This window comes from Mycobacterium sp. NGS61, assembly GCF_059812325.1.
In genome coordinates this window covers 240,297-255,528 of record NZ_JCALCL010000002.1, presented here as the reverse complement: position 1 = coordinate 255,528, position 15,232 = coordinate 240,297, and the positions used below count along the sequence as shown (strand labels likewise).

Annotated in this window: 2 protein-coding genes; one reads left to right on the top strand and one right to left on the bottom strand. The window is 66.9% G+C overall.

Annotated features, from left to right (window positions below):
* Positions 1–2: 2 nt before the first annotated feature.
* Entirely contained in the window at positions 3–8,087 is an 8,085-nt protein-coding gene (locus tag AC5Y3Z_RS05905; protein ID WP_473139633.1) for a type I polyketide synthase, read from the bottom strand.
* A 725-nt stretch (positions 8,088–8,812) separates the two neighbouring features.
* Between AC5Y3Z_RS05905 and pks2 the strand changes: the two genes are divergently transcribed.
* Positions 8,813–15,088 carry a sulfolipid-1 biosynthesis phthioceranic/hydroxyphthioceranic acid synthase gene (gene pks2, locus AC5Y3Z_RS05900; protein WP_473139632.1) on the top strand — a complete coding sequence of 2,092 codons (6,276 nt, stop codon included), beginning with the start codon at positions 8,813–8,815 and terminating at the stop codon, positions 15,086–15,088.
* Positions 15,089–15,232 lie beyond the last annotated feature (144 nt).

Below are 15,232 nucleotides of genomic sequence, written 5' to 3'. Positions count from 1 at the left end.
GGCTACCAGTCGATCTCCGGCGTCAGACCGAATTCGGCGAACGTACTCACAATGAGTTCGCGCAGAACGTCTTTGGTGTTCGGCTGACCGAGCAGGTACGCGGAAATCCTGATGAAGATCTTGCCGCGGTCCCGCCCGGAAACCAGCAGCAGTTGTCCCCCCATGCGCTCGAGTGTGCTCTTCTTCATGCCAGGTTCGAACGGTCGCATGTGCGCTTCGTCGGCGTCGGTGCCGTCGGGCCGGTTCAGCGCCGGGGGCAATTCGCCGATGTTGGAGACAGTCACCGGCAGCGTGGCGCCACCGGCTGCCACCCCCGCCAGGCGCCGGACCACCCGCTTCGGTGTCAGCGGTGTCAGCGGGAGGGGCGCCAACCATTCGTTGTCGGAATTGTCCATCGCCTCGAGGATGGTTTGGGTGATCTTGAGGTGCAGGTCCCGAAGGTCCGTCGCCACGGGTGTGGGATCGACGGCGACGTCCACAGCTGTGATCGCGTTGCCGCGGATGTCTCCGTTGGTTCGCAGGTTCGCCACCAGCCGCAGCGTGACCGCTCCGTCGTCATTCACCCTTCCGACCCGCACCGCGAGTCGGCATGCGACCCCCGCCACCAGCGAATGGCTGCTGGCACCAAGGGTTTTCGCGAGGTTATCCCACTCCGCGAGCCCGATGTACGCCGTCAGGGCAGGCATCTCGATAGTCTGATCCGCATCGGCCGAGAGCTGGGCAGGCGGCGCAGCTTTGATCGATGATGTCAGTTCCTTGCGGTCACGCCGCGCCCGTCGCGCCACCGCCACCAGCGCATGACCGACATCGGGGAGTTCTTTGACGGTTTGCCGGAAGTCCTCGCGCAGCGCGCGCCTGCGGGGACGCGACCCCGCGGGTGGATACCCCAGGTCGTGTGTTCTGCCCTCGGCGGCATCAGCGATCGCCTGGCCGAATGCGATGGCGTCGACGACAGCATGGGAAACCACCAGACTGACGGCCGTGCCGCCGTCCTCGAGCGGTAGGACCCCGAGATGCCAGCCGGGACCCCATTCCGGGTCGATGGGTAGCCGCGCCCGCTCGTCGGCCCACTCGCTCACGTCGGCGCGCCGCCGCGGCGTAGCGACGACGTCCATGTCTTGCGGCGCCGGCGCCAACACCCAGCGGTCGCGCGCGAACGGCAATGGCGACCGCTCGACCAGGCGACCGAACATCCCCGATCCGAGGTTCTGGTGGAAGCGCCGCAGCGCGTCGAGGTCAGCACCGCGGTTGTAAATCCAGGTCACCTGAATCAGGGCACCGTGCACCGCCCGGGTTGCGAGAAATGCTGCCTGGTCGAGGTATTCGAGCAGATTGTCCGCGGGCTGGTCCTCGACCGTGGTGGGCTGAAGTGTCGAAGCGGCCGGCGCAGCGGCATCGGTGAGCAGTTCCCGCAAGTGGCCGGCGAGCGACGACGGGGTCGGGTGCTCGAAGACCAGGGACGCAGGCAAGGTCAGCCCGGTTTGCGCGCTGAGGGTATTGCGCAGTTCCAGTGCGGTCAGCGAGTCGATGCCGAGATCTTTAAACGCAAGCCCGGTGTCGAGGGCTTCCGGATCGTGGTGGGCCAACACCGCGGCGGTGGCGTTGGTCACCAACGCGGTCAGCGTATCGAGCTGCTGTTCCGCGGTTTGGCCGGCCAGCTGATCCCGGACCCCGGGTTCAGGCGTCACCCGGTCGATTTCGCTGCCACTCGCGCGTGCCGTCAATTCGGTCAGGAACGGATGTGAGCGACGTACGGTGAACGCGGGCAGGAACCGATCCCATGTCACATCCGCGAGGGTGATCAAGGTGTCGTCGGCGTCGATGGCCTGCCGCAGTCCGGCCAGCGCAGTCGTCGGTGGGATCGGATTGACACCGATTCGCTGGAAGATGTCCAGCACCTCGGCGGGCATACTGCTGGCCTCGTCCGCCCACAGGCCGTAAGCCGGTGCCACTGCCCTGATTCCATTGCGGCGCAACCGAATTGCCAGCGCATCTATGTGAGCGTTGGCGGCGGCGTAGGCACCTTGCTGGGCGCCGCCCCAAGTCGCAGCCGCAGACGAGAACAGGATGAAGGTCTCGGGTGGGTCTTTCTCCAGCAGTTCAACCAGATTGTCCGCACCGACCGCCTTCGCGGCGTAACTGTCGGCGAGCTCCTCAGCGGTCGTGTCGGAGATGGAGTTCCATCCGATAGCTGCCGCCGCATGCACGACGGTCCGCAGCGGACCGTGGGCGGCGCGGATGCCGGCAAGCGCGGCCGCCAACGCCGTCCGGTTGCTCACATCCACCGAATACGCTGCGACAGTCACCCCGCGGGCCTGCAATGTCTGGGCCAGTTCAGCGGTCTGCGGGTGTTCGGTAGCGTTGCGACTTACTAGCACAATGGGATTGGCGCCGGCCTCGGCGAGCCAACCGACCAGGTGCTTACCCAGCCGCCCGGTAGCACCGGTGATCAGAGCCGCTCCCGAAGCCGTCCAGCTGCCGGCACGTTCTTGCACCAACGGCGCCGCGACCAATCGACGCGCGCTCACGCCCTGTTGCCGGATCGCGAGTTGGTCTTCGTCCTGCACGCAGCTCAAAATCGCGTACAGGTGGGCGATGTCGCGCGGTGTCGCGCTCGGCGGGAGATCAACCAATCCGCCCCACAGGTCCGGGTGCTCGAGGCACACCGACTGTCCCAGCCCCCACGCAGCGGCCTGGCTCGGACTCGGCGGGTCATCGTCGGTGGATACCGTCGCACCGCCCTGGGTGATGACCCACAACGGAATTCCGAGACCGGAATCGCAATGTGCTTGCGCAAGAGAATGTGTGGAGAGCAGACCAACCGATAGGCCCGAGAAGTCGGGGTGTGGTCGTTCGTCGGTGGCCAGGAACGAGACGATCCCGTCATAGTGGGCCCGCGCACTGGCCGTCTTCAACAAGGCGGACAACGACTCTCGGCCGAGTTCGCTCGGATCTACCGTGAGCACGTCGGTCGCGAACTTCTCGGCGATACCGGCGACCCAGGCATCGTGGGCTTGTTCCGGGAACGCCAGCACCAGCCAGCGACGACGAGTGGTCGGGAAAGTGTTCGGGGTCACTGCACGCCAGTCGACGCGGTAGCGCAATGTGTTCGCCGCTGACCGAACGCCGACGTCGCCGCGCCACTGCCGCAGGGCGCGCACGACAGCTTCCAGGGACGACCCGGTTACCTGGTCGCCCAAGCCCAATACCTCAGCGAAGGCGTCAACCGCCTCGGCGTCGACGGCTTGCCACAGCGCGCCTTCAACACTGGTGTCCAGTCCGGCGGCTCCGGACACCGGAGTGGGCGTCGCCCAATAGGAACGGTGCTGGAAGGCATACGTGGGTAGCCCAACGGCTCGGGCGTCGGGGTAGAGCGCCGCCCAGGACGGCGATTTGCCGTGGTTGTGGAGTTGACCCAGCGCGGCAGCCACGGTGTCCAGGTCCGACCGGTCGCGATGCAGCATGGTGAGCACCGCCGAGCCGGGCCGCTCGGGGGTGCCGGCCAGTGTGTCGGTGATCGCCGCAGCCAGCACCGGGTGCGGCGACAATTCCACAAACAAGCGCTCGCGCTGGCCCAGCAACTCGGCGACCACGTCGTGGAACCGAACCGGCTCCCGCAGGTTGCGATACCAGTAGTCGGCGTTCATCTCGGTGGTGTCGAGCGGCTGACCCGATCGCGCGCTGTCCACGGTGGAATACAGCGGGATGCGTGCCGGCGACGCGGACACCCCGGCCAGCTCCGTCAACAGATGGTCCCGCAGCCGCTCCACCTGGCTGCCGTGCGACGCGTAATCCACTGCGATGGAACGTATTTGAATATTGTCACGTTCACACGCCGCAGTGAGTTGCTCGAGTGCGACGGGGTCGCCACTGACAATGGTGTGCGACGGCCCGTTGATCGCGGCGATGCTGACAGCTCCGTCCCAACGTTGCAGCCGGGGCTGAAGCTCTTGTGCGGGAAGCACAATGGAGACCATCCCGCCGCTGCCGGACAGTGTGGTGAGCGCCTGGCTGCGCAGCGCCGCGATCTTGGCAGCGTCCGCAAGCGACAACGCACCGGCAACGTAGGCCGCCGCGATCTCGCCCTGCGAATGCCCCACTACCGCATCCGGAACGATCCCGTAGGACTTCAGCAATTCGGCCAGCGACACCATGATCGCGAACAGGACGGGTTGGACAACGTCCACCCGCTGCAGCGACGGCGCGTCGGGCTCCTCACGCAAGACGCCGAGCACCGACCACCCGGTGGCGGGGCGCAGAGCTGCATCGCACTCGTCGAGGCTGCGCGCGAATTCGCGGTGATGGTGGTACAGCTCCAAGCCCATGCCGGCGTACTGGGCGCCTTGGCCGGGAAAAACGAACACCGTCTCCGGCGGTTGGTGGTGTGCGGCGAGGTGGTGGCGCGACACGTGCGGATGGGGCAGGTCGGCAATCAGCGCTTCCAGGCCCTCCACCAGTTCGCGGCGGGGATCTCCGCCGAGGCCACTTGCGGTGATGGCGGCCCGGTACGGGTGGTGGGTACGGGTGGTGGCCAGGCTGAAGCCGAGATCGGTCAGTCCGGTTTCGGGGTGATCGTGCAGGTAGTCGCGCAACCGGTGGGCTTGACCGGCCAGGGCCCGCGGACTGCGCGCCGAGACCGGCCACACCAGTACCGGGGTTGCCGCACTGGCCGACGCGTCGGAATCTATTGCGGCGTCAGGGGCCTGCTGCACGATGACGTGCGCGTTGGTGCCGCTGATGCCGAAGGAGGACACCGCAGCCGTACGGGGATGATCCGTGACCGGCCATGGCACCGCCTCGGTCAGCAGCCGGACCGCTCCACCGGACCAGTCGACACGTGGATTGGGTTGATCGACGTGCAGCGTCTCGGGCAGTACGTCGTGATTGAGCGCCTGAACCATTTTGATCAGCCCGGCGGCGCCCGCCGCGGCCTGAGTGTGCCCGATGTTGGACTTGATCGACCCCAGCCACAGCGGACGCTCGGGGTCGCGGCCGGCACCGTAGGTGGCTATCAGTGCGCCCGCCTCGATCGGATCGCCGAGGGTGGTGCCGGTACCGTGGGCCTCCACGACGTCGACCTGATCCAAGCCGATGCCGGCGTTGGCGCCCGCCTGGCGGATCACGTTCTGCTGCGCGGGACCGTTGGGTGCGGTCAGGCCGTTGGAGGCGCCGTCCTGGTTGATGGCAGATCCCGCGATCACCGCCAGCACCGGATGGTTGTTGAGTCGGGCGTCGCTGAGCCGCTCCAAGACCAGGACCGCTGCGCCTTCACCCCAGCCCGTGCCGTCGGCGTCGGCGGAGAACGCTTTGCATCGCCCGTCCACCGCCAAGCCCCGTTGCCGGGCGAACTCGGTGAAGATCAGCGGCGTCGTCATCACCGTGACCCCACCCGCCAGCGCCAGAGTGCTCTCGCCGTTGCGCAGCGACTGGCACGCCAGATGGGTGGCGACCAGCGACGAGGAGCACGCGGTGTCCACCGTGATGGCCGGACCCTGCAGACCCAGTGCGTAGGCCACTCGCCCGGACGCCACACTGGTGGACTGGCCGGTCAACGCGTACCCCTCCGCGCCGCCGGCAGCCTCCGCGCCGTACGGCTGCGACCAGGTGCCGACGAACACCCCGGTTTGCGAACGCACCAACGAGGCCGGGTCGAGTCGGGCGGTTTCCAGGGCCTCCCAACACACTTCCAGCAGCAACCGTTGCTGGGGATCCATGGCCTGGGCCTCGCGCGGCGAGATGCCGAAAAACTCCGCGTCGAACCCGGCCGCCCCGGCCAGGAACCCACCGGCACGGGTATAGGTCTTGCCGACGGCGTCGGGATCGGAGTCGAACAAATCCGTCAGATTCCAACCGCGATCGGTCGGGAAACCCACCATTGCGTCGGTGCCGCCAGCCACCAGCTCCCACAACGCCTCGGCCGAGTCCACTCCCCCGGGAAACCGGCAGGCCATGCCTACCACTGCTATCGGCTCGTCCGACGCCGTCTGCGCGGGCACCGGCGAACCCGCCGCGACCGAACCGCCGAACAGCTGCCCGAGGTAGGCGCCCAACGCCGCCGGGGTCGGATAGTCGAAGGCCAGGGTGGGTGACAACGGCAACTCGGTGACGGCTTTGAGGCGGTCCAGCAGATAAGTAGCTTTCACCGAGTCGAAGCCGAGGTCCTGAAAAGCGGATTCGGCATCGATGTCGCTGGTGCTGGAATGACCCAGTACCGCAGCCGCCTGCTCGCAGACCAGCCCCACCAGCAGCTCGTGCTGCTGATGTCGCAGCGCGCGCAGCCGTTGCGGCAAACCCGCGTCCGCGGCGGGGCGCACGTCAGTCTCGGCGGCCGGGTGCGGCTCCGGACGTGCGATCAGCGCGTCCCAGCGGGTGAAATCATCGCGCCCATAACGCTGTACGCACTCCCTCCGCCTGACCTTGCCGCTCGTGGTCAGCGGAATGGAATGAGGCGGCACCAGAACGAGATCGGCCACACTCAGACCGTGCGCTTTTGCTATTGCCGACGTGATTTTGCGTCGGACGGCCCCCACCCGCGCGGCGGCGTCTTCGGCATCCGGGCGCACTTTGAACTCGACGATGGTGACCAGTTTCTCGACGCCGTCATCGCCGGTGACCGAGATCGCAACGCAGCGACCGGCGGTGATCTCCTGGATCGTCGCCTCGATGTCGTCGGGAGAGTGGTTACGCCCGTAGACGATCAGCAGATCCTTGATGCGGCCGATGATGAACATCTCGCCACCGGAGAAGAAGCCCAGGTCCCCGGTCCGCAGCCAGGGTCCGGCCGGGGTGCCGGCGGCGGCGTCGACCAGTGTTGCACCGAACGTGCGTGCCGACTCGTCGGGCTTCTGCCAATAACCGTCGGCGACGTTCTCGCCGTGCGTCCAGATTTCCCCGACCGTTTCCGCCGGACATTCGATGCCGGTCTCGGGGTCCACGATGCGCACGATCGGCGACTGGGGCGTGCCGTAACTGACCAGCGGCGTGCCCTCGCCGGGTGCGCAGCGCTTCGCAACACCGGCCGTCAGTTGTTCGGACTCGAAGTACACGATTTCCGGCGGCCCGACTGCTTCACGGGTCGCCACGTACACGGTGGCCTCGGCAAGACCGTAGGACGGCCGCAGCGCCTTGGGCTGCAGATTGAATCGGGCAAAACGTTCAGCAAAGCGTTGCAGCGTGGCAGGCTGCACGCGTTCGGCGCCGTTGAGGATGTTGCGCACGTGACCCAGGTCGAGTCCCGCCAGGTCGTCGTCCGACGTCTTCGCCGCCGCCAATTCAAAAGCGATGTTGGGGCCCGCGGTGAATGGCTGGGTGTGGGTAGCCAACAACTGCATCCAGCGTGCCGGTCGCTGCAGGAACGCGGGCGGGCTGGAGAGCACACCGTGCACCCCGGCAACGATCGGAATGCTAATGCCCACAATCAAACCCATGTCGTGGAAGAACGGCAGCCACGACACGACCGTCGTATCCGGCGGCGCAATCCCGCCGTCCTCCCGGTAGTAGCTGGCGATGATCTGTTGGGTGTTGACCACCATGTTCTGGTGCGAAATCACGACGCCCGCCGGGGTGCGGGTGGATCCGGAGGTGTATTGCAGATAGGCGATGTCGGGCAGATCGGGGATCTCGTGTGGGGCTGGATCAGCGGTGTCGAGATCCAGCAAATCGAGTTCGATCATTGCCGGAGCGGTTTTCCCCGGCTCGATGTGTTCGGCGATGCTGCCGGCCACCGAGGACGTGGTCAGAATCGCAGTCGGCGACGCGTCGCCCAGGACCGAACTGGCGCGCTCGTCGCTGGCGCCACCTTGCGGAGCCGACAGCGGTACCGCGATCTGACCGGCTTCCAATGCGCCGAGAAACGCGACGACGTAATGCATTCCCTGCGGCGCCAACACCACCGCGCGATCGCCGGTCGCCCCATAGGTCCGCAAGATCCGCGCGACATTGCGGATCCGCCGATACAACTGCGACCAGGTCAGAGTTTCTGCGCTGCCTTCCGGGTCCTGCTCGTAATCCACGAAAGTGAACGCCGGCTCGTCGGGCCGCAGTTCGGCATATTCGCGCAGCAGAACGGGGATGGAGGGCTCGAACACGGCTCGACGATACCGTGATGATTTGGCCGGGGAGGGCAAAGCTTGATCTGGATTTAGCGCCCTGTCTTCGCCCTCTTCACCTCCCCGCAGATAGCCGATGAAAATCTTCCAAAAGCCGCACACGCTGTTGCAACAACGCCTAATATGGCCTCACCGACTGCACCTCTACGGCGCTCAACCCGCTGTAGCCCGCAGCCCCTCCGCTGGGGGCGAACCAGTCGGCCGCCCGGGTCCGAGCAAACTCGGCGTATGCGGCCTTCCTCATTACGATGTGTTGTAGATCACATGTCTGGGCTGGTGAGCGTCCCCCACCCCACCTGCGGGCCCAAATCCCGGTTCTCGAGCGCGCTGACCTGTACACACGCCGTACTGCACTGTCGCACAACAAGTATGAAAGCCCCAGCTCAGCCGGTCGATGTCCGCACCTGGCCGGCGACAGGCCGCCGAGATGCGTCCAGATCCGGACGAAGGTCAGGTGCCCACGTGCACTGCAACATAAAATTTTTGTACGATCGCACGATTTTTCCACGCGTGCGCAACGAACCAGCTACGCTTTGGACGCATCAAGTTCTTCAGGCTGCTTCGCTGCGGGGGTCGATAGGTGGCTGGATTGCGGCACTGCAATGTTGCAGGCCCATTAAAGGTCCAGCGAAATTTACCGAAGCGCTGATAAGAGCGTGCGGCGGTGATAGGAACTTGGGGATAGGCAGAGAGGTGGAGGGTTAGTGGCTAGGACGGGCGTCACTCCGGTAGCTGTCATTGGGATGGCCTGCCGGATGCCGGGGGGCATCAATTCACCAGACCTGCTGTGGGACGCACTGCTCCGCGGCGACGACTTCGTCACCGAGATTCCTGCCGACCGTTGGGATAACGACTACTACTACGACCCCGAGCCGGGAGTGCCCGGACGCTCGGTCTGCAAGTGGGGCTCGTTCCTGAAAGACGTCGGCGATTTCGATCCCGAATTCTTCGGCATCAGTGAAAAAGAAGCCACTGCGATGGACCCGCAGCACCGCCTGCTGCTGGAGACCGCGTGGGAAGCAATGGAGCATGCCGGCCTCACCAAGGACACCATCGCCAAACAGACCGGTGTCTTCGTCGGCGTGAATTATGCCGACTATCAGCAAGTTCAGATGGCCTCGGACGCCTTCGACGGTCCGTACGGAAACCCGGGATCGCTGTTCAGCATGGCATCCGGGCGCATCTCCCATGCCCTGGGCCTCGCAGGGCCTGCATCCACGATCGATACTGCGTGTTCTTCCGGATTGTTCGCAATTCACCAGGCTTGCCGCAGCATCAGCGACGGCGAGAGCGACATGACGTTCGCGGGCGGCGTCAACGTGATGCTGGAGCCGCGCAGGTCGGCATCGGCCTCAGCGGGCGGCATGCTGTCCGGGACCGGGCGTTGCCACGCCTTCGATGCCAACGCCGACGGTTTCGTTTCCGGCGAGGGTTGCGTGCTGTTGCTGCTCAAGCGTCTTTCGGATGCGCAGCGCGACGGGGACCGGATCTTGGCTGTCATTCGTGCGACGGCGGCCAACCAGGACGGCCGCACCCCGAACATCACCATGCCCTCCGGGGAAGCGCAGGCAGCGCTGTACCAGACGACATTGCAGGCCGCGGGTGTCGACGCCGGCAGCATCGGCATGGTCGAGTCGCACGGAACCGGCACACCGGTCGGTGACCCGATCGAGTACACCAGCCTCTCGAAGGTGTACGCCAAAGACAACAGGGTCGCCATCGGCGCGTCCAAGACCAACTTTGGGCACACCCAGGCGGCTGCCGGCGCACTCGGGATGATGAAGACGGTCCTCGCCCTTCAGCACGGCATCGTGCCGAAGAACCTGCACTTCGAGTCGCTGTCGGACGAGCTGGCGCAGATCGACACCAAACTCTTCCTGCCGGTGGAAAACACCGAGTGGCCGCTGGCCGGCGATGGTCCGCGCCGCGCAGGCGTGTCGGCGTGGGGAATCTCCGGCACCAACGTGCACGCCATCGTGGAGCAGGCACCCGCTCCGACCTCGCCCAATGGCATCGCCACCACCCCGGCCGGCGATGACACCCTGCTGCTCCCCCTGTCGTCTTCCTCTGCAGACGGCCTGCGCCGGACCGCTTCGCGGCTGGCCGACTGGGTCGAGGCGCACGCGACCGAATTCGCCGCGCGGGACTTGGCATACACCCTGGCGCGCCGCCGTGGTCACCGTTCGGTGCGGACCACCGTGCTGGCCCGGAACACCGTGGAGATGGTGACCGCGCTGCGCGAGGTCGCCGACAGCGAAGCGCTCTACCCAGAAGTGGTGGGTCAGGAGGAACGCGGTCCGGTCTGGGTCTTCTCCGGTCAGGGATCCCAGTGGGCCGCCATGGGTGCGGATCTGCTGGCGAACGAGCCGGTCTTCGCGGCGAAGGTCGCCGAGATCGAGCCGTTGATCGCCGCCGAGTCCGGTTTCTCGGTGACCGAAGCGATGACCGCGCCCGACAAGGTGACCGGCATCGACCGCGTGCAGCCGACCCTGTTCACCATGCAGGTAGCGCTGGCGGCGACGATGAAGTCCTACGGTGTGAACCCGGCCGCAGTCGTCGGCCATTCGATGGGCGAGTGCGCGGCGGCCGTTGTCGCCGGGGCGCTGTCCCTGGAAGACGCCACACGCGTAATCTGCCGCCGGTCCCGGCTGATGACCAAGATCTCCGGTTCCGGAGCCATGGCGTCGGTGGAGCTGCCTGCCCAGCAGGTGCTTTCGGAGCTGATGGCCCGTGGCATCAACGACGCGGTGGTCGCGGTGGTTGCTTCGCCGGAGTCCACCGTGATCGGCGGTGCCACCGAGAGCGTTCGCGAGATGATCGCAACGTGGGAGGACCGCGACGTGATGGCCCGCGAAGTGGCCGTCGACGTGGCGTCGCACTCGCCACAGGTCGACCCGATTCTGGATGACCTGTACGACGCGCTGGCCGACATCGAGCCGTTGACCCCGGAGATCCCCTACTACTCCGCGACCTCCTTCGACCCGCGCGAGGAGCCGTACTGCGACGCCAACTACTGGGTGGACAACCTGCGCCACACCGTCCGGTTCTCGGCGGCGGTGCAGGCGGCGCTCGAGGACGGTTACCGCGTCTTCGGTGAACTGTCGCCGCACCCGCTGCTGACCCACGCCGTGGACCAGACCGCACGCAGCCTCGACATGACGGCCGCAGCGCTGGCCGCCATGCGGCGCGAGCAGCCGCTGCCGTTCGGTTTGCGCGGCTTCGTCGGCGACCTGTTCGCGACGGGTGCGACCGTCGACTTCTCCGTCGTGTACCCCTACGGCCACCTCATCGATGCTCCGCTGCCCGCGTGGACTCACCGCACGCTGCTGCTGAGCCGCGACGGGCACAGCTCGCGCGCGCTGAGTTCAAGCGTCGCCGTGCACCCGCTGATGGGTCAGCACGTGCGGCTGCCGGAGGACCCCGAGCGACACGTCTGGCAGGCCGAGATCGGCACCGACGCGCTGCCGTGGCTGGGCGACCACCAGGTGCACGGCACCGCCACCCTGCCCGGTGCCGCCTACTGCGAAATGGCGCTGGCCGCGGCCCGCACCATCTTCGGCGACGGCGCCGTGGTGCGCGACATCCGGTTCGAGCAGATGTTGCTGCTCGACGAGGAAACTCAGGTCACCCTCACCGCGACGGCTGAGGTGCCCGACGAGCTGAACTTCGCTGTCGAGACCAACGAGGACGGGGTCTCGGCGCGCCGGGCTTCCGCCGTGCTGCACGCCGCCGACGAAAACCCCGCGCCGGCACCGCAGGACATCGAGGCCCTGCAGTCGGTGCACCCGAGTGCCGTGCAGGGCGGCGACCTGCGCGACGCCCTGGACCTGTGCGGCATTCAGTACGGGCCCGCCTTCACCGGCCTGTCGGTCGCACACACCGCGGAAGAAACCGGCACCTCGGTGCTGGCCGAAATCTCCCTGCCCAGCGTCATCCGCACCCAGCAGACCAACTACGGGGTGCACCCGGCACTGCTCGACGCGTGCTTCCAGTCGGTGGCCGCGCACCCCAGCGTCGCGATCGCCAGTCTCGGCGGTTTGCTGCTTCCCCTGGGCGTTCGTGAGCTCCGGCTGCACGGACCCGTCCACACCGCCAAGTACTGCCACTCCCGGGTGACTTCGGCGACCGGCGGAGCGGTCGAGGCCGACCTCGACCTGCTCGACAAGCACGGCGCCGTGGTGCTGACCGTCCGTGGACTGCAGATGGGCACCGGTGTATCGGCCAGTGGCGAGCGGGCTCGCGTGCTGGGCGAGCGGCTGCTCACCGTCGAATGGCAACAGCGGCAACTGCCTGACGTGGCCGCCACCGAGCCTGGCTCATGGCTGATCGTCAGCACCTCTGAAGCCGCCGATCTGATGGCGACGTCGCTCACCGACACGATGAAGCTGCACGAGGCGGAGTCGACGACGTTGTCCTGGCATCTGGATGGCGACCACGCCGCGATGGCCGAGCGGCTGCGCGACCAGCTCAACCGTGGCGGCTTCACCGGACTGGTGGTGCTGACCGCGCCGCGCAACGGCACCCCGGACAGCGAATCACCGCGCCGCGGTAGCGATTACGTCCACCACCTGGTTCGCATCGCGACGGAGCTGGCGGAGGTCCAGGGTGAGGCGCCGCGGCTATTCGTCGTCACCCGGGGTGCGCAGATCGTGCTCACCGAAGACGTCCCGAACCTCGAGCAGGGCGGATTGCGCGGGTTGCTGCGGGTCATCGGCGCCGAGCACCCGCACCTGCACACCACCCACATCGACATCGACGAGCAGACCGACGCCGAGCAGGTCGTGCGTCAGTTGCTGCTGGCCGGCACCGACGAAGACGAGACGGCGTGGCGTAACGACGAGTGGTACACCGCTCGCCTGTGCCCCGCGCCGCTGCGCCCCGAGGAGCGGCAGACCACCGTCGCGTCTCATCAGAGCGACGGGGTGCGCATGCAGATCCGCACGCCGGGTGATCTGCAGACGCTGGAGTTCGCCGCCTTCGACCGGGTTCCCCCGGAGCCCGGGCAGATCGAGGTCGCGGTCACCGCGTCGAGCATCAACTTCGCCGACGTGCTGAACGCTTTCGGCCGCTACCAGAGCCTCGACGGGATCCTGCCGGCGCTGGGCACCGACTTCGCGGGTGTGGTGACTGCGGTTGGCCCCGGCGTCACCAACCACCAGGTCGGTGACCACGTCGGTGGCATGTCTCCGCACGGCTGCTGGGCCACCTTCGTCACCTGCGATGCGCGCCTGGCCACCAAACTGCCGGCCGGGATGACCGATGCGCAGGCCGCAGCTGTGACCACCGCCCACGCCACCGCCTGGTACGGCCTGAACGACCTGGCCCGCATCAAGGCCGGCGACAAGGTGCTGATCCACTCGGGGACCGGCGGTGTGGGGCAGGCCGCGATCGCGATCGCCCGGATGGCCGGTGCGGAAATCTTCGCGACCGCCGGCAGCGAGCAGCGTCGACAGCTGTTGCGTGACATGGGAATCGAGCATGTGTACGACTCCCGCACCATCGACTTCGCCGAGCAGATCCGGCGCGACACCGACGGCTACGGCGTCGACATCGTGCTCAACTCGGTGTTCGGGGCAGCTCAACTCGCCGGCCTCAAGCTGTTGGCGCTGGGCGGGCGGTTCGTCGAGATCGGCAAGCGTGACATCTACGGCGACACCAAGCTGGGCCTGTTCCCGTTCCGCCGGAACCTGGCGTTCTGGGGTGTGGATGTGGGCATCATGTCCGTCAGCCACCCGCAGCAGGTCAGCGAGATTCTGAGCACGGTGTACCGGTTGACCGCCGAGGGCAAGTTGCCGATGCCCGAGGCCACCCACTACCCGCTGGCCGAGGCGGCAACGGCGATCCGGGTGATGAGCGGTGCGCAACACACCGGCAAGCTGATCCTGGACATTCCGCAGGCCGGACGCAGCAGCGTGGTCCTGCCCCCGGAGCAGGCGCCGACGTTCCTGCGGGACGCCTCGTACATCATCACCGGTGGCCTGGGCGGTCTGGGATTGTTCCTGGCCGAGAAGATGGCCGCGGCCGGAGCCGGCCGGATCGTGCTGAGCTCGCGGTCGCAGCCGACGCGAAAGGCTTTGGAGACAATCGAACTCATCCGTTCGATCGGATCCGACGTGGTGGTGATGTGCGGCGACATCGCGCAGCTCGACACGGCCCACAAGTTGGTGGCGACAGCGACGGCCACCGGGCTGCCGTTGCGTGGCGTGTTGCACGGTGCCGCGGTGGTCGAGGACGCCGTGCTGACCAACATCACCGATGAGCTGATCGACCGGGACTGGGCTCCCAAGGTGTACGGCGCGTGGAACTTGCACGAGGCGTGCGCCACGGCGGAGCTGGACTGGTTCTGCTCGTTCTCCTCAGCGGCCGCGTTGCTGGGCTCGCCGGGTCAGGGCGCGTACGCGGCGGCCAACAGCTGGTTGGACGCGTTCACCGCCTGGCGGCGCGCACAGGGCCTGCCCGCCACCGCGATCGCCTGGGGCGCGTGGGGTGAGATCGGCCGCGGCGCGGACTTCGCCGAGGACAGCGGCGCCGCGATCGCTCCGGATGAGGGTGCCTACGCGTTCGAGGCGCTGCTGCGCCACGACCGGGCGTACTCGGGCTACACCCCGCTCATCGGGACACCGTGGATCGCGTCGTTCGCTGCGCGGAGCAAGTTCCTCGAGATGTTCAAGACCGCGGGCGACAAGCGTTCTGGCTCGAGCAAGTTGCGCGCCGAGTTGTCCGAGCTGCCGCTGGAGGAATGGGCCGGCCGGTTGCGCCGGCTGCTGTCCGAGCAGATCGGGCTGATCCTGCGTCGCAACATCGACCCCGATCACCCGTTGTCGGAGTACGGCCTCGACTCGCTGGGCAATCTCGAGTTGCGCACGCACATCGAGGCTCAGACCGGCGTACGCATCACCTCCGCGGACATCACCACCGTCCGAGGATTGGCGGATCACCTGGTCGACAAGATGGCACCCAAAGAAGGTGTGTCCGCATGACTTGATGTGATCGCGAAATGACTTGTCCTGCAGGACTTCTAACATAGGAGGAAGCGTGTTCATAGGCGGAGGGTCTGAGCACGACAGCTTGCGTGTCGGTAACGCGTACGACTGGGACCCGGGTCAGGGCACCGTCATCGCGTG